This window comes from Streptomyces sp. NBC_01217, assembly GCF_035994185.1.
Classification (GTDB): domain Bacteria; phylum Actinomycetota; class Actinomycetes; order Streptomycetales; family Streptomycetaceae; genus Streptomyces.
The window spans coordinates 4891700-4907692 of record NZ_CP108538.1 but is presented as its reverse complement, the minus strand read 5'-3'; the positions used below and the strand labels follow the sequence as shown (position 1 = coordinate 4907692).

Genomic DNA, 15993 nt, shown 5'->3' with positions numbered 1-15993 from the left:
AGCCGCCACCAAAACAACAGTGAGGGTCCTCAGCGCAGCAGTGGATTCAGTGGTCGGAGTAGCTGAAGTCGCCCATGGTCCAAGCGCTGACGTGAACCGCCCCGGGTTCGGTAGAGATCTCAGATTGTGGTTGTGGCCTGGGGTTTTGTGAGTTCTGTGTAGTAGTTGGTCTCGTACTCGGCGGGTGGGACGTGGCCTATCTCACCGTGCAGGCGCCGGTGGCAGTACCAGTCGATCCACTCGGCGGTGGCCAGCTCGACCTGGGAAAGGGTCTTCCAGGGCCGTTGAGGCTTGATCAACTCGGTTTTGAACAGGCCCGATCGTGCTCTCCATCAGGGCGTTGACGCTCCTATAGTTGTCAACTCGCGGCGATGCCGGCCGCGTCCAGGTGTTCGGCCAGCTTGAAACTGGTGTACTGGCTGCCCGCATCGCTGTGGTGTATCAACTCGCCTCGAACGTGGGGATGTTCATCGCGGTCACGCTGCCACAGCGCCATCTCCAGAGCGTCCAGGACGAGCTGGGTCTCCTTCGACGTCGCGGCGGACCAGCCGACGATCCGGCGGGAGAAGGTGTCCACGACGAAGGCCACGTAGACGACGCCGGCCCAGGTCGCCACGTGCGTGAAATCCGTGACCCAGCAGCGGTTCGGTGCGGCGGCGACGAAGTCACGATCCACCCGGTCCGGTGCCCGCTCGGCCTGCTGGTCCGGTCTCGTGGTGATGACCTTCTTACCGCGGACCGCGCCGGCGATGCCCAGCTCGCCCATCAGCCGTTCGACAGTGCAGCGGGCCACCTTATGTCCCTGCCGGTTCAGCTCCCGCCAGATCTTCCTCGCCCCGTAGACGCGGTAGTTGGTGGTGTGGACCTGACGGATCAGTTCCCTGAGTTCCGCGTCCCGCACGGTACGGGCGGACGGGGCTGCCAGTCGCTTCTTGTGTGCGTAATAGGTGGAAGGGGCGATCTTGCAGTCGTGCTCGGTGAGCGTCCTACAGATCGGCTCGACCCCGCCGAAGCGGTCCCGGTACTCGTCGATGAACGCTACGAGCGCGTGTGTGGCCGGTCGAGCTCGGCGATGCTTCTATGTCAAGCCACCTGCGGCAGTTCCTGGATGATCTGCTGGTCGTCATGGGCAGCCTCGTCTGCCAGCAGAGCCCGGAAGACCCGGTCGGAGATGCGGCGCCGCAGCAGTCGCAGAGCCTCTTTCACGGTCTTTCCCGCGGCGAGCTGCTTGGCGTAGTACGCAGCGCCGGGCCCGTCTTGACGGACTTGGGTGACGGCAGCCATGTGCAGGGCGTTGTTGATGGTGCGGTTGCCTCCCCGATTGAGGCGGACGCGAACCGTGTTGGAGGACCAGACGGGTATCGGGGCGGTGCCGTTGAACCGGGCGAAAGCGTCCTTGGACTTGAAGCGAGTGGCCCCGGCCGTCTCTCCGAGGATCATCGCCGCCGACAGGGCCCCGCATCCGGGCACCGCCAGCAGATTCGGAGCCAGTTCGCGAACCAGATGCCGTAGCTGGGCCTCCATCGCGTTGATGCGCAGGGTCAGGCGCCGACAATCCTGGACCAGATCCAACGCGATCTCCGCCACGACTCCGCGTCGGGCGACGAGGCCCGCTTCCAAGCTGTCCAGGACGCACAGGCGCTTCAGACCGCGCGAAGGAACGACCAGCTCGGGGTCGATCTCGTGCAGGAACCAACGCAGCTTGTTGGCGATGGCGGTGCGCTGCCGGACCAGAGTGCGTCGGTGATCGGAGCGCAACTTGACCTCGCGGGTCGGGCCGTCCAACTCGGCCTTGGGCAGATCGGGCTCTCGCAGAGCGACTCGAGCCACCGCTTCAGCGTCGATCGGATCAGACTTGCCACGCTCGCGGGCCGAGCGCCGCGCGCCGGCCATCAGTCGCGTGTGCACGCGCACCACCGCGTACCCCGACACCAGTAGGTCCGCCTCGAAACGTCGGGTCAGATGCCGGCAGTCCTCGATAGCGAGTAGGACCTGCTCAAACTGTCCCAGCCAGACGCAGATCTGCCGGCGGCCCCTGGCGGTGGCGTCCACGGTCAGCTGCGTCAGGCGCCTTCCGACCTGGTCTACCGCGACCAGGGTGTGAGTCTTCTTGTGGGAGTCGATACCGACCACGATCACGGGATGCCTCCAACGGGAGTCGGACGAGGTGTCGTCGTTCTCCGCGGGGGCACGCCTCAATCGGGCGAACAGCACGCTTCTATCAGGCCACATCGCGAAGAACGGAGACGCCGACGGGGCGGCACATCGCCGAAAAGCCCTCAACTGGCGGGGCAGCAAAGAAAAGAGCCAGCCCCATCGGCATCTGTCACTGTCGCACCGTCACCGGGTCGACGTCTCCAACGATGGCATTGACGCGAAGAAACTCGCCGCCGCCTTCAGGATCTCGTTCGCCCACTTCAGCTCGGCCTTCTCCTTCTTCAACGCCTTGAGCTGGACCGACTCCTCCGTCGTCGTCCCGGGCCGCGTCCCCGCATCGACCTCGTGCTGCTTCAGCCAGTTCCGCAGCGTCTCGCGGGAGCCGATGCCGAGCTTCTCGGTGACCGCCTGCAAAGCGGCCGTCTCGTTCGGGTAGTCGTCGCGCACCTCGGCGACCATGCGCACCGCACGTCAGCGCAGCTCAAGCGCGTAACGGGAAGGTCGTGCCATGACTCGATCCTTTCACGAAATCAAGTCTCCATTCGAGCCGGGGCGGTTCAGTCTGCCCAGGGGCGGCAGCGGTGGACTTCGATGGCGTACGCGTTGTGGCTCGACCAGCACAAAAACTCGGGTGGCGCCGTCTTGGTCTCTCTAGCACCGTGTACCAGTGGCTGAGAATGCAAGGGACAGGGAAGACAGTCCTCTGGACTGCGCGAGGCAGATCTGGGCAGCATCCCGATCATGGATGGATCGATGGTGGACTGGGCGATACAGGTCGGCGAGACGGAGCTCAGTTCTGTGCTTCCTCGGCGATGGGCACATTCCCAAGGGGTCGCGCGTCGCGCGGTCGATCTCGGGAGGATCTTGAGGAGTGATTCCGGCCTTCTGGCTGCTGCCGCCACGCTCCACGACGTCGGATACGCGCCACGCCTGGCAGCTACGGGATTCCACCCTCTCGACGGCGCGCGGTTCCTCCGTGACGCTCACAGCGCTGATAGGCGGCTGGTGCGACTCGTCGCGAACCACTCATTCGCGGTATTGGAAGCCGAGGAACGCGGACTGAGGGACGTGCTTGAAGCTGAGTTCCCAGTTCTCGAGGATCAGCGGCTCGTGGATGCGTTGGTCTACTGCGACATGACGACGACTCCCGACGGGCGGCGGACCACTGCCGAGGAGCGGGTGACGGAGATCGTGGGCCGCTACGAGGCTGACAGCGTGGTCGGGCGGTTCATTCGTCGAGCGGCGCCGGAGCTCTTAGCCGCTGTGGAGCGGGTGAAGGCGGCGCTGGCTGCTCAGCCCAGGTAGGGGTACGTGCCGGCGAGGTAGTCGCCGATCTGTTGGCGCATGCTGGGGTGGATGTCGTACTGGTCCAGGTCGGATGGCTGGACGTAGCGGACGCCGTCGGCTTCGTCGTTGATGGTGGGCTCGCCGCCCACTGGGCGCCCGATGTAGGTGTTCTCGTACTGCTGGCGGATCTCACCGTCGGTGTAGGCGACGATGTGGTTGGGGTTCGTGTAGACCCCGAGGAAGCCGGTGATCTCGGCGATGATGCCGGTCTCTTCCAGGCATTCGCGCACCGCGCACTGTGCCGCTGTCTCGCCGATGTCCTGCGCGCCCCCCGGCAAGGCCCATTGGCCTGTGTCCCGACGGCGCTGGAGAAGGATGGCGCCGCTGTCGTCGACGACGAGCAGGTTGTTGGCGGGAATGAGTGTGTTCGCCTTGGGGGCTTTGGGATCGTTGTAGTACTCAGTCCTGCCCATGTGACGAGGGCCCTTCCTGGTCTGGCGTCCAGGGCCGCGCGGTGGCCCAGACAGCTTCGAAACTCTGAGCGTAGTTGTCGAACCACCCTGCAGCGTCAACTCGCTTGAGATGGAGCAGAGGGTTGGCGCTGGCCGGCTGGCCCCAGACATGCGGGTTGGCCAGTAGGTCGTCGTCGTAGCGGAACAGGGAGGTGTAAAGCGTGGTGTCGTGCAGCCTGACCTCGCAGCCTGCCTCGGACAGTAGGGGTCGGTAGTAGGTCAGGGAGGCGCGGATCTTGGCGGCGAGTGTGTCGCCGATGCCTTCTTCGCGGCCGCGGATGGCCGCTGCCTGGCCGTTCGAGTCGCCGAAGCAGAGACGCACTTGAACACCTTCGGCCGCGCGCTCGGCAAGCATCTTGGCGACGTGGGGGTTGGACTGCGCGAAGAAGGTGCCCGAGAAGACGAGGACGCTGATCTGCTCCTGGGCTCCCTTCAGCAGCGAGAGCCACATGTCCCGGGGAACACTGGCCCGGTTCTGATAGGTCCCGACGAGCTCCAAGCCTGACCCGTCACTGGGCTGTCCGGCACTCGGCGCTGGGGCTGGCCAGAGGAACACCTCCTCCACCCGTAAGTGCTGGGCAGCGCGGAATCGGTGGCGCGGATGGGGAACGCGCCCGCCGAGCCAGCGACTGACGGTCTTCGGGTCTACCTCGCAGACTTCAGCGAGTGACTCGGGCGAGACGCCGCGCTGGGCGAGTACGGAGTGCAGTCGCTCGTTCACAGACGCCATACAAGCCGAGGCGGCCAGGAGCGGGCAAGGACGTCATGGGACGTTCCTCGGAAGCCGAAGCGTCGACCACGGTACTTACGCTGGTCGTATGGAGCTCATCGTCCTGTGGGACATCGACCACACGCTCATCGAGAATGCCGGGATCAGTAAGGAGATCTACGCTGCCGCCTTTACGGCGCTGGCGGGAACCGCTCCGATCGAACCTGCGCGGACGGAGGGCCGTACGGATCGCCTGATCATGCGTGACATGTTCCAGCGGAACGGTCTGTCCGAGCCGGACTGGGCGGCTGTCGAGGCTGCTCTTGCCAGCGCCGGGGAGGAACGCCTCCACGATCTCAGCGTGCGCGGGACGGCGCTGCCGGGCGTGCGTGACGTCTTGAAGGTGACCTCGGTACACGAGGGCTGGGTGTCTTCGGTTCTCACCGGCAATATCGCGGCCAATGCCCGCGTGAAGGTATCGGCCTTCGGACTGGACCCTCTCCTCGACCTGTCTGTTGGTGCCTATGGGGCTGACGCTCTCCAGCGTCCGGGCTTGGTCGCTGTTGCCCGGGAGCGCGCCCAACGCCTCCGAGGCGCGTCGGATGACGTGCCTGTCGTGCTGGTAGGAGATACCCCGAGGGATGTTGAGGCCGCGCTCGCCACGAACTCCGGGATCATTGCGGTCGCTTCTGGCGTCCACAGCGTCGAAGAATTGGCCGCTGCCGGCGCGCAGGTAGTGCTACCGAACCTGACGGACACTGCGCATGTTCTCGGGGTCCTGGAGACCTTCGCGGCCCACTGAAAACGTCCCAGGACGTCCCCGGGGCGTCCGGATACGCGGTGATGCTGTCCGTACTCGTTCCGCCAGCATCAGGTCTCCCACCAGGCAACTGCCCGAAGGAGACCCACGTGATCGGGGAAGTCACCGGGATCCGCAGGATCCGGATGCTGTACCTGCAGCTGTTGTACCGCTGCAACTTCGAGTGCCTGCACTGCTTCCATGGCAAAAGGCTCCAGCACGCCGATGCCTTCACTGCAGACGAGGCCGTCAACCTCCTCACACTCATGCGCGACCAGTACGGCACCGAGGCTGTCACCCTGCTGGGCGGCGAGCCATTCGTCTACAAGGACCTCGCCTACGTCGTCCGGTACGCCAAGCAGGAACTGGGCATGCAGGTCGAGATCTGCACCAATGGTTATCGGATCGAGCGCCGGCTCACCGAGATCGCCCCCCACCTGGACCTACTGCGAGTGTCGCTGGAGGGCATCGGCTCGACCAACGACCACATCCGCAAGTTCGGCAGCTACCAGAGCGCGCTGAGCGCACTCGACATCGCCCGGGGACTCGGTGTCCGCACCGGCGCGACCATGACGGTCACCTCTCGCAACATCGGCGAGGTGCTCCCGCTTGCCCGCACCCTGCAGCGCTATGGCGTCGAGCAGTTGAAGCTTCACTGCCTCCGGCCGGTCGGTAACGCAGCAGATCACCCGGAGCTCCTCATCACCGACCCCGCTGCCTACATCCGTCTTCGAGCCCAGCTCCAGACCGCCGGGCTGACCATCGAGGTGATCGTCGACGAGGACCTGTCCGAGCACGGCGCCCCAGAGGTCTGCGCTCCTGCGGGAGGCCCAACGGAGATCGAGCGGATCGAGGCCGACCCGCGCGGCGCACTCACCATGTCCTGCAAGGCCGTCGGCAAGGACTCCCACGCCTTCTGGTACGACAAGCTCGCTGACCACATCGACCACCGGCCATCCGCCACCGACGAACTCACCCTCGCGGTACCGGACGTGGTGTACGGCCGTGTCTGACGCCCCGCTGTTCGAAAGCCTCGAAGGACTTCGCGGCACCGGCAAGTCGACCATCGCACCGATGCTGGCAGCAGCCCGTGAAGCCGTTCTGGTCCCGACCGTGCCGCTCTTCTACCAGCCTCTGCGGCGCGAGGTGGACCTGCGGGGGAATGCCGAGGCCAGGATGTCCTTCTACCTGTCCGCGCTGTTCACCGCGGCCGATGAGATACGGCGCTACCTGTCCTCAGGCACCCCGGTCGTCGTGGAGAGCTACTTCGCTCGCTGCCTCGCCACCCACCGCGCTCTCGGTGCCCGTCTCGGGGTCAGTCTGCCGCCCGACCTGCCGCAGCCCGTGACCTACCAGCTGATGTGCGACGAAGACGAGCGCCGACGTCGGCTCGCTGAGCGGACCAAGCCGGTCTCCCGCTGGGACACCCTCGTCGAGGGCGCTGCCGACCGGGTTACCGACGCCTATGCCCAGTTCCCGATGCACCGCGTGGACACCACGCGCCTGGACCCCGACGAGGTCCTCCAGGCGATCCTGGCCACCGACACGCAAGGAGCACACCACCGTGCAGACGCAGAGCCTGTGGGAGCACACCCTCACCTTCTTCCCCCAGTTCCTCGCCGCGCTGAAGGAACGTGCCACTCCTGACGCCACTGTCGCGGTCGTCGGCGCGAGCGACGGCAAGTTCATCCTGCCGCTGGCCGCAGCCGGCTATCGCGTGATCGCCGTAGAGCGTGATCCCTTTGCTCTTCACGGCGGCGAGGTCAGCCTCCCGGGTGACAACCGGGCTCACGCGATGGGCCTCATCGACCGCCTCAAGCTCGAATCGCTCTACGACAGCGTGCAGGTCGTGGAGGAGGACCTCCTTCAATGGGAGCCTCTGGACATGCCGTGCGACGCCATCTGGACGAGCTGCTCGTGGCATTACAGTGCCAACCACCATCGCCCGCTCGCCGAGTTCGTCACCCGCATGCAGGCTTCCGTACGCCAGGACGGCTTGTTCGGCGCGGAGTTCATGATGCCTGTCACCCAGCGCCAGCACCTGATCGAGCACTACACGTCCCCCGAGAAGCTCCGGCGTCACTTCATCGGCGACTGGGACGTTCTGCTGACCCTGCGAACGAACGAGTTCGCCGAGCGAGCCCACATCGGCCAGCTCCAGGACCACACCCACCGGATGGGCCTGCTCCTCGCGGCCCGCACCCCCTCGTAGCGCTAAGGAAAACCCATGAAGCACGAGTACGAGGCCAAGTTCCTCGCCATCGACGTCGCCGGCCTCCAGGCCAAGCTCACCGCTCTCGGTGCCGCCCAAGCGTTCCCGCGCACACTTCTCACCCGCAAGATCTTCGAAAACGATGCCCTCGAAGGAGGTGCCTGGGTGCGGCTGCGTGACGAGGGCACCCGATCGACGCTGACACTCAAGCAGGTCACCGACGCCACCACGATCGACGGCACCACCGAGATCGAAACCGAGGTCACGGACCTGCACGCCCTGGCCGAGATCCTCCGCAACCTCGGCATGCGCGAGGTCCGGTACCAGGAGAACTACCGCGAGGAGTGGCGCCTCGGCGAGGTCGCCTTCGACTTCGACACCTGGCCGGACCTCCCCACCTTCATCGAGATCGAAGGGCCTGACGAGGCATCGGTCCGACAGGCAGCTGCACTGCTCGACCTCGACTACTCCGAAGCCCGGTTCGGCAGCGTAGATGAGATCTACAAGAGCGAATCCGGCCGCGACATCCTGGCCGAACCCACCCTCCTCTTCGCGGACGCCGACAAGAGTGAGGCAGCCCCAGTGGCCGCCCATGGCCACTGACCTTGAGGGCTGAACTGTGCTTATGGAACTGGCCGTACCACACCGGGTGATACCCGGGATCGCCGAGTTCGCTCACGGTGGTCTGCCCGCACCGGCAGGTACCGACGACGGCAACCACTGGATCGATGGGCTCTGCTGGCTCTACTGCGGCCAGAAGTGGACGCGTGTCCTGTGGATCGGTCCCGTGAGCGTGGCCGGTGCCCAAGCAGCGATGTACGCGTGCGGCCCCTGCATCCGGGTACTTCAGGAGCAGGTCTGGCAATCCATCCTTCTCAACGATGATCCGGTTCGTTCGACGCGGCCCGGGATCCCCACTCAGGCAGAGCCTGTTGGCGGACGTCGGGCGGGGAAGCATCGAGCACGAAGTGGATTCTTGCGCCGCGGCTGAGCCTGCTTGGTCGGTGCGGTCACCGCGACTCTCCACAGCAATGGCTCTGCGCGAACGCCGTACCAACCAGCCGCAGGGGACGGTCACCCAACGGGTTTCCGTCCCCTGCGGCTGTGACGACTTCTATCGGCGGCGGGGCTGTTGGCGCTTGTCTGTGGGCGAGCCGGTTGCTGCGTGCTTTGGGGTTCGGTTCTGCTGGACGGGGGCTCCTGCGGTCGTGGTGGTGCGCAGGCGGGCCGCTTCGGCTCGACGGTTGCGTACGGGGTTGCGGCTGGTGTGCTGGATACGGGTGATCAGGACGCGGGCGGGTTGACGGGCGGTGGTCAGTTCACGTTGAGCGGCGGCTTCCTGGAGTAGCTGGTGGGGTTGGTGGCCGCGTGCTTCGGCATCGGCCAGGACGGTGGCGAGGGCGTGCCAGCCGGGGTCGGTGAGGATCCGGTCGGCGTGTTCGGGGACGGCGGCGCGTACGTCGCTGGCCAGGGTCCGACGAGTCTCGTCCTTGGGCCGTCGGGCTTCGAGTTCGGTGAGCGTGGGGGCGAGGGCGTGGTCGGCCGCTGCCTGAAGATGCTGGAGGGCCTGCCGGGCGGAGTCGGCCTGGTGGGCGTGGCCTTTGGCGTCGTGCCAGCGTCCGGCGAGGATGGCGGCCCAGACCATGGCGGCGACGAGGGCGGCAAGGGTGCCGTCGGGGCCGGTGGCGGTGTTGGCGATGTCGCGGGCCGCTGCCCGCAGAGCGTGGGCAGCTCGGTCTTCGGACCGGGTTTGGGAGCGCTCGGCGCGGGCGAATGCCTTGCTGGCCGCTTGTAGCTGGACACGCAGGTCCGCAGGAGCCTTCTCGGCAGTGGCTTGTATGAGTTCGCCGAGGGCAGTGATCTGGGCCTGGGCCAGCGCGTCACCCATGTCGCCGGTACTGGTGTCAGCGAGGTGGGTGTGGAGGGTGTCGAGGGCTTCGGTTGCCTGCTGCCAGGGGGTGCTGGGCCGGTTGCGGCGGGCGGTGGGGTGCTCCTCCGGCGCGCTGCTTTCCAGGCGCGTTTTCAGTTTGGGCAGGGTGAGATCGGGGGCGATCTTCCCGCCGAGGTGGAAGATCTGCTCGCCGTCCTTGTTCAGGTCGCCGGGCCGGCCGACCGCGTAGCCCAGGAGGTCACCAGAGGGTCCGCGGCGGGGCTTGACCTCCACGTCGCCGGCTTCGAGGTAGGCGAGGAGTTCCTCGGCGGTGGTGGCGTGCGGAATGGCGGCGCGGATGCGGTCCTGGAGCCACTCGCGGCTGGTCTGCTCCCAGCCGAGCCGGTCTGCCTTGTGCATCTCACCCTGGGACGGTCGGCGGGTGCCGGTGCGGTCGCCCTTCTTCAGTTGGCGGAGGCCGTAATCCTTCTCGATCTGGCGGCATGCGTCGCCGACGCGGATACCGCTGTCGTGGAGCTTGGGGCGGCGTCCGTCCTCGCGAACGGTGGTGGCGAGGATGTGAATGTGGTCGTCGGCGTGACGAACGGCTATCCAGCGGCAACCGAGGTCGTCGCCAGCCGGGGCGATGCCGGCCGCTTCGACTATGCGTTGGGCGATCTCGCCCCACTCGTTGTTGGAGAGGTGACGGTCCTCGGAGGCGGCGCGGACGGGGCAGTGCCAGACGTGGTCGGTGACCTTCTTACCGAACTCGCTGTTCCGAAGGTGAACGGGCTCGTCGAGGTGGCGGGCGAGCTGGGTGAGGGTGGCTTGCGCGTCGCGGCCGGGGTCGGGCATGCCGAGCATCGCGAAGCTGGCGACGATGTGCGGGTCGGTGTGCTCGTCGTGGCGGCCGGGGCCGTAAAGGTAGGCGAGCAGGCCACGGGTGTTGGACCCGGACGGTTTGATGGCAGCGATCATGCGGACAGGTCCTTCCTGGGGTCGGTCGGCTCTCGCAGGGTCTCTGCGATCAGCTCCATCAAGTGGTGCAGCTCGTTGAGGCGCTGGCGGATGTCAGGCGGGGTGAGGTCGCTGTTCAGCGCGCGGGCGATCTGGTTGACGTTGACGCCGATGCGGTTGAGCTCGCGCAGCACCTGGGCACGGAACATGTGCGTACGGCGGCGGTCCTCGGACAGCGGCAGGTTTGCCGTGAACCGACCGGATACGAAGGCGAGGACGATGTCGGCGGCGAAGCCGGATTCGCCCTTGTAGCCGTGCTCGGCGGCAGCCTCTTGGAGCTGGGTCTGTTCGTCGCCGGTGAACCGCAGTGGGCCGACGCGGACGGTCCGCTTGGTGCCGGTGAAGCGGCGGATCGTGGGCTGGACGTTTTGCACGGATCGCTCGCCGGCGGCGGGCACCGAGCGAAGGATCTGCTGCTGGACGGTGTGGAGCGTGTCCGGGTCGTGGCCGCCCTCGGCCCCAAGGCCCTGCTCCGGCGCCCCCTGGCGCTGGGCCGTCTCCGCCACCCCCGCGGCGGAGACCCCCGAAGACCGGCCTTGAGTCGGACTCGGGGTACTACTGGCTCCGCCAGGAGCAGCCCGTCCGAAGGCGCGCCGCAAACGCTCCAGCGTCGTCATCGGCTTCGTCGGTGGCTGTGGCTCGTCAGGGTCGGTCTCGGGGTGGTGCGGGTCGTACGTCACGGTCGGTTCTCCGGAGTGGCGCGGGTGGGCCGGCGGCGCGGATGGCCGTCGGCCCGTCCACAGGTGTGGAAAAGCGGTCGGGTGGCGAGGGCGAAGGCCGGTGGGCGCGCGAGTTGCGCCCACCGGCTGGGCGGTCAGGCGCCCTTCTGCCTGGTGCCGATCGTGGTGTCGAGTTCGCGTCGGAGGGTTTTCATCACTTCGGTGAGCCGTTTGCCGCCGACCGTATGTCCCTTGGCCCGTATGGCCTGCTGAACGCAATCACGGGTCAGCTTTCCTTCCTGGGCTGCGGCGACTCGCCCGATGTCCACGAGTTCCTCGACCGTCGCGCTGGCCGGACGGCCACCGCGTGGCTTGCCGCTCGGTGCCGGCGGAGCTTCCGCCTGCTGAGCGGAAATCGCCACCGGTCGCTCGGTGAGGGGATCGGACGGCTGAGCGGAAGGTTCCGGCGACAGGGCGGATTCCGATTCGGTTTCGCCCGTAGGCCGGTCGACGAGCTGGTGGATCTGCCGCATCAGGACGCCGAAGGCCAGCAGGGCCGCGGTCGGGGGTACGGCAGCGACGACGTAGTCGAGTAGGGGCACGGGGCCGGGATGGCCCGTGCCGCTGACTCCGGCCACGTTGAGCGCAATGGAGCCGACCGAGCCGGTCGCGGTCAGGGCGACGGCCCAGCCGTCGGAGACCGCGCGCAGCCCTGCGCGGAGCATGAGCAGTTCGCCGGCGACGATGAACGCGTCCAAGGTCGCGGGCCAGGCCCATTGCCGGGTGGGCGAACTGCCGAGGCCGTGCTGTCCGGCGACCTCGGCGAGGTGGGCGTAGGAGAGCCAGAAGCCGCCGGTGGTCAGGGCCACGATGACGACCCCTGCGGCGACGAGCGCGTACCGCTCGGCGGCATGCCTCGTCGGCTGCGGCCTTGGGGGTGGCGGGCTGGACTTGCGGTGGGAGGAGAGGGCGGAGAGGGACAAGCGGGGTTCTCCTGTGGTCCGTGGTCTGGTGGTCCGTCTTGGCCGTCTTGGCCGTTGCAAGCCCAGGTCAGGGCCGGGACGGCGCGGTGTGGCCCCTGGTGTCCCGGCCGGTGGGCGGGGCGATCCCGGCTCTGCGCCGGCCGGGACGGCGGGGCCCGTCATGCCGTCCCGACCGCTGCGGGTCTGACCTGCGGCGGTACGGCAGGGACGCGTGGGACGGCACAAGACGGATCTGGTCGTCGTCCGGGGAAGATCACGCCCTGCAGTGCCGCGCTGCCGTCTTGGCCGCGACTGCCGTCTTGGGCGCAGGCCGTGTGACCTGCGGGATCACGGCAGGGACGGCAGGGACGGCATCTGGGGCCGTGGGGCTCAGCCCGCTTCGGGGACGCCGGTCCCGTGGTCCACGGGGTGGACGGTGGGGCAGTAGCGCCGCCACGCGTCGAGGAACTTGTTGCGCGTGTACCCCTTGCGCTGGGTTCCGTCGGCGAGGCGGACGTTGCCGGGCTTGATGCCGAACTCGCGCAGCAGGTCCCCCAGGTGGCGGGAGGTGAGCCCGTCGCGTCCCCACTCCGCCCAGGGGCTTTCGGGGTCCTGACGGAGCAGACGGAGGATGTCCTCCGTGGTGAGGCTGTCGGGCTCGCGCTGAGCGGCGAAGGCCCTGCGGATGTCGGCCAGGATCCGCGCTCCGCCGGGCCGGTCCTCTTCCACTTCGACCTCCGTGGCGACCATCCGCCCGCATGCTGTGCGGGCGAGGCGGGGCCAGGGCCCGGCGGCGAGGTCCGCGACGATGACCAACGGCTCCCAGGTGTCGGCGGCCCGGTCCTCCACCGGCATGTCCGGCTCTCGTTCCGCCGCTACGTCCATCTGCGGCTTGGCCCACTGCGCTATCCGGTCCCGCAGCTCGTGCAGGGCGGGTATGTCGCGGCGTGACCGAAACGGCTTGACGCGCTCGCCCTCGGCCCGACGACGCATGCGGACCACCACGGCCCTGTCCATGATGGTGTCGGGCAGGTCGCCGATTCCGGCGAGCGCCGCCATCGCGAACGTCGCGAACCGATGCGGGATGTGGTCGTTGCCGACGACCCGCGTGACGTAACGGTTGCGCTGGTGACCCGCGTTGAGCAGGCCGCGCATCTCTTCGTTCTTCTCCGCCTGCTTGGGTGTGCCGAAGATCGTGTCCGCCTCGTCCACCAGCAGGGTGGGCGGTTCCTCCGTGATCGACCGGAAGACCGCGGCCGGCGTGGTGTTGATGGTGATCATCGGCTCGTGGACCGTCTCGGTCAGCACGTCGAGCAGCCGGGACTTGCCGCACCGCTTCGCCGGCCCCACCACGGCCAGCCGTGGCGCGTGCTGCCACGCGGGTTGAAGATGCGTCGCAGCCACCCACAGCGTGACCGCGTCCAGCGCCTCAGCGGAGGGAAGGATCACGAACTTCGCTATCTGGGAGCGCAGTTCGTCCAGCAGCGCCGACCCTGCTGTCGGCTCCGGGTCGGCGATCGACTCAGCGCCAGGTATCACCTCCGGGCCCGGTGCCGCCTGTGGGGCGGTGTGTCCCGCCGAGGTGGCGTACTGGGCGCTGCGGTCGGGGTGCTCGCGGGTTTCGCCCTGGAGGTGGTCCGGCCGCCCGGGTACGGCGACCGGCGGCCACGCGGGCTTGTCGGGGGTGGAATAGGGCTCGGCTTCCGCGTGTTCCACGGGGCAGCTCCTCGTCTGGCGGTGGCGGGCTTGCGCGCCCTGGCCGCCGGGTTGGTTCTTCCAGGGCCGCTCGGGGTTGCTCGGGCCTCCGGCGTTGCGTCGCCGGAGGCCCCCTTCGTTGCCCGAGGGAACACGGACCGTACGGCCACACCCGCCAACAGTCCAGCGATTCTGTGTCAGCTCAACGCAGAACCGTTTGCTATGGCACCGCCCGTTCACGCCGCCAGCCCGAGCAGATCCAGCAGATCTGCGGTCACAACCCGGTAGGCGTTGCCGAGCCGCAGGACCTTGCACGGGTACGCGCCCCTCTTCGCCAGCTCATACCCCTTGCTCCGGCCGAGACCCAGGGCACGATTACCGGTCTCCAGGTCAACGGCTACCGGCAGGGCCAGCAAATCCTCCCGGCTCATCCCCCCGGGTCGCCCTCCTGTGATGTTTTCGCACATGCGGCATCCCTTTCGGTACAGCCCTCGGCGAACGCGGTCATCACGTCCAGCTCCAGGCGTCTATCAATCAGCATCCTCAAGCTAATGTGTCTGTATGACACAACGCAGTTTCGATGATGAAGAGGACGACTTCCCGGAGTGGGTGGACCGGGTCCAGGCCAACGTGGCCGGAGAAGTCCGCCGGAGAAGGAAGGAGATGGGATGGAGCGCGCAGGACCTGGCCGACCGGTGCGAAGAACTCGGGCATCCCATTCCGCGCAACGTGATCGCCAACATGGAGTCGGGACGCCGGGCCAGCCTCCCGCTGGTGGACGTCCTCGTCCTGGCCGCTGCGTTGGAGACGTATCCGGCCTGCCTGGTCTTCCCGGTCGGCTACGTCGACCGGACCCAGGAACTCCCCTTCCAGAGCCTCGTGCCGACCTGGGACGCTCTGCGGCGCTTCACCGGAGAACAGGAAGTCCCCGGACACGACGCTGGCCTGGTCCCCGACTTCGAAGCCCACGCCAGTCTCGTGCGCACCGCCCTGGCCGCCCTCGACGAACAAGAGCAGGCGCGGTTCGCGGCCAGGACGGCAACCAGCCGCGCTCAGCAGGAAGAAGCCGAACGCAAGCGGAGTGCGTACGCCGACCAGGCCATCTCCGCCAAGTACAAGCTCCGTTACCTCCGCCGGGAGCTCCTCGACGACGGAGCCATCCCACCCGACCTCCCAGCCGCACTCCACGACGTCGACCCGCCCGAATGGGCCCCTGATATCACTACGGAGGAACGCCCTTGAAGGGCTCCACCCACCGCCGCTGCTACTGCCGCGACCCCAAGACCGGCAAGCCTCTCGGCAAAAAGTGCCCTAAGCTCGCCGGCCGAAAGCACGGCTCCTACTCCATACGCCAGGAACTCCCGCCCCGCGAGGACGGCACCCGCCGTTCCTTCAACCGAGCTGGCTACGCGACGCTGAAAGCCGCACAGACAGATCTGGACCACGTACGGGCTCTGATCTCCATCGCCGATTCGGACGACGCTCACGATCTCGCCCGCATAGCGGCCCTGCTCGAACAGGTCGCGGACGAGAAAACTCCGTTGCCCGGCATCGAGGACACCCGCAGGCGCTTCAGGGCGGGCTTGGACTTGATCGGCCGGCGGACTGTAGCCGAATGGCTCGATCAGTGGCTTTCCTCGAAGAAGTCACGGAAGACGACGCTCAACGGATACGCCTCGCACATCCGCGTCCATCTGAAGCCTCGCATCGGCCATGTCCGCCTCGACCGTCTCAACGTCGGCCACCTGGTGGAGATGTACGACGGCATAGCCGACGCCAACGAGGTGATCCAGGCGGAGAACCTCGAACGGCGCGAGCAGATCGCCAGGTGCAAGCCCAGCAAGCCCGGCCGCCCCGTCGCAGCCGAACGGGCACGGCTCGCCAGCGAGCGGGCAAAGCTCGCCGAGATGAGGCCGTTCCGGAAAATCACCGGACCAGCGACGCAGCAGAGCATCCGGCGCACGCTGCGAGCGGCGTTGAACGCGGCGATCGCCCAGCAGTACATCACCTTCAACCCGGCCTCCCACGTCGAGCTGGAGTCCGGCAAGCGCCCGAAGCCTCTGCTCTGGACCGAACAGCGAGTGGAACGCTGGCGTGCCACGGGTGAGTGCGTT

17 protein-coding genes and 2 pseudogenes are annotated in these 15993 nt (G+C 67.4%); 8 read left to right on the top strand and 11 right to left on the bottom strand.

Going from position 1 to position 15993, the window contains the following annotated elements:
- Positions 1-119: 119 nt before the first annotated feature.
- The 4 genes and pseudogenes from OG507_RS21850 to OG507_RS21835 all read right to left on the bottom strand — a co-directional run bounded on the left by OG507_RS21850 (position 120) and on the right by OG507_RS21835 (position 2622).
- Positions 120-314 (bottom strand): IS3 family transposase, encoded by a 195-nt coding sequence (locus OG507_RS21850; protein ID WP_327372048.1) that lies wholly within the window; start codon positions 312-314, stop codon positions 120-122.
- A gap of 44 nt (positions 315-358) precedes the next feature.
- A pseudogene (locus tag OG507_RS21845) lies at positions 359-1042 on the bottom strand (IS3 family transposase); the annotation flags it as partial.
- A gap of 41 nt (positions 1043-1083) precedes the next feature.
- Complete coding sequence (locus OG507_RS21840; protein WP_327368875.1) at positions 1084-2214, bottom strand: IS110 family transposase; 1131 nt, start codon at positions 2212-2214, stop codon at positions 1084-1086.
- A 126-nt stretch (positions 2215-2340) separates the two neighbouring features.
- A complete protein-coding gene (locus OG507_RS21835) occupies positions 2341-2622 on the bottom strand; it encodes a hypothetical protein (protein WP_327368874.1) in 282 nt (93 codons plus the stop codon).
- Positions 2623-2898: 276 nt separating this feature from the next.
- Between OG507_RS21835 and OG507_RS21830 the strand changes: the two genes are divergently transcribed.
- Positions 2899-3462: an HD domain-containing protein gene (locus OG507_RS21830; protein ID WP_327368873.1), complete on the top strand. Its 564-nt coding sequence runs from the start codon at positions 2899-2901 to the stop codon at positions 3460-3462.
- On the opposite strand, the gene OG507_RS21825 is transcribed toward OG507_RS21830, so the two are convergent.
- Together OG507_RS21825 and OG507_RS21820 are read right to left on the bottom strand one after the other, a co-directional pair.
- Positions 3450-3917, bottom strand: a complete 468-nt coding sequence (locus OG507_RS21825; protein WP_327368872.1) for an NUDIX hydrolase — start codon at positions 3915-3917, stop codon at positions 3450-3452. The genes OG507_RS21830 and OG507_RS21825 overlap by 13 nt on opposite strands.
- Positions 3904-4677, bottom strand: coding sequence for a helix-turn-helix transcriptional regulator (locus OG507_RS21820; RefSeq protein ID WP_327368871.1), 774 nt, complete (start codon positions 4675-4677; stop codon positions 3904-3906). Before OG507_RS21820 ends, OG507_RS21825 begins: the two co-directional genes overlap by 14 nt.
- A 97-nt stretch (positions 4678-4774) precedes the next feature.
- On the opposite strand from OG507_RS21820, the gene OG507_RS21815 reads away from it, so the two are divergent.
- The 5 genes from OG507_RS21815 (at position 4775) to OG507_RS21795 (ending at position 8279) form a co-directional block, all read left to right on the top strand.
- On the top strand, positions 4775-5467 hold the full coding sequence (locus OG507_RS21815; protein ID WP_327368870.1) for a haloacid dehalogenase-like hydrolase: 693 nt from the start codon (positions 4775-4777) through the stop codon (positions 5465-5467).
- Between the two features lie 107 nt (positions 5468-5574).
- Positions 5575-6477 (top strand): radical SAM protein, encoded by a 903-nt coding sequence (locus tag OG507_RS21810; protein WP_327368869.1) that lies wholly within the window; start codon positions 5575-5577, stop codon positions 6475-6477.
- Positions 6470-7111 (top strand): AAA family ATPase, encoded by a 642-nt coding sequence (locus tag OG507_RS21805; protein WP_327368868.1) that lies wholly within the window; start codon positions 6470-6472, stop codon positions 7109-7111. Before OG507_RS21810 ends, OG507_RS21805 begins: the two co-directional genes overlap by 8 nt.
- Positions 7029-7676 carry an SAM-dependent methyltransferase gene (locus OG507_RS21800; RefSeq protein ID WP_327368867.1) on the top strand — a complete coding sequence of 216 codons (648 nt, stop codon included), beginning with the start codon at positions 7029-7031 and terminating at the stop codon, positions 7674-7676. Before OG507_RS21805 ends, OG507_RS21800 begins: the two co-directional genes overlap by 83 nt.
- 15 nt (positions 7677-7691) lie before the next feature.
- A complete protein-coding gene (locus OG507_RS21795) occupies positions 7692-8279 on the top strand; it encodes a class IV adenylate cyclase (protein WP_327368866.1) in 588 nt (195 codons plus the stop codon).
- Positions 8280-8790: 511 nt separating this feature from the next.
- Here the strand turns inward: OG507_RS21795 and OG507_RS21790 are convergent.
- The 5 genes from OG507_RS21790 to OG507_RS21770 all read right to left on the bottom strand — a co-directional run bounded on the left by OG507_RS21790 (position 8791) and on the right by OG507_RS21770 (position 14346).
- Positions 8791-10524 (bottom strand): relaxase/mobilization nuclease domain-containing protein, encoded by a 1734-nt coding sequence (locus tag OG507_RS21790; RefSeq protein WP_327368865.1) that lies wholly within the window; start codon positions 10522-10524, stop codon positions 8791-8793.
- Positions 10521-11069 (bottom strand): MobC family plasmid mobilization relaxosome protein, encoded by a 549-nt coding sequence (locus OG507_RS21785; protein WP_327368864.1) that lies wholly within the window; start codon positions 11067-11069, stop codon positions 10521-10523. The genes OG507_RS21790 and OG507_RS21785 overlap by 4 nt, the downstream gene beginning before the upstream one ends.
- 308 nt (positions 11070-11377) lie before the next feature.
- Positions 11378-12205, bottom strand: a complete 828-nt coding sequence (locus OG507_RS21780; protein WP_327368863.1) for a DUF2637 domain-containing protein — start codon at positions 12203-12205, stop codon at positions 11378-11380.
- Between the two features lie 369 nt (positions 12206-12574).
- Positions 12575-13900 (bottom strand): DUF3631 domain-containing protein, encoded by a 1326-nt coding sequence (locus OG507_RS21775; RefSeq protein WP_327368862.1) that lies wholly within the window; start codon positions 13898-13900, stop codon positions 12575-12577.
- A gap of 215 nt (positions 13901-14115) precedes the next feature.
- Positions 14116-14346 (bottom strand): hypothetical protein, encoded by a 231-nt coding sequence (locus OG507_RS21770; RefSeq protein WP_327368861.1) that lies wholly within the window; start codon positions 14344-14346, stop codon positions 14116-14118.
- 94 nt (positions 14347-14440) lie between these two features.
- Between OG507_RS21770 and OG507_RS21765 the strand changes: the two genes are divergently transcribed.
- Together OG507_RS21765 and OG507_RS21760 are read left to right on the top strand one after the other, a co-directional pair.
- Positions 14441-15121 (top strand): helix-turn-helix domain-containing protein, encoded by a 681-nt coding sequence (locus OG507_RS21765; RefSeq protein ID WP_327368860.1) that lies wholly within the window; start codon positions 14441-14443, stop codon positions 15119-15121.
- Positions 15118-15987, top strand: a pseudogene (locus tag OG507_RS21760) (site-specific integrase); the annotation flags it as partial. The gene OG507_RS21765 and the pseudogene OG507_RS21760, both read left to right, overlap by 4 nt.
- Positions 15988-15993 lie beyond the last annotated feature (6 nt).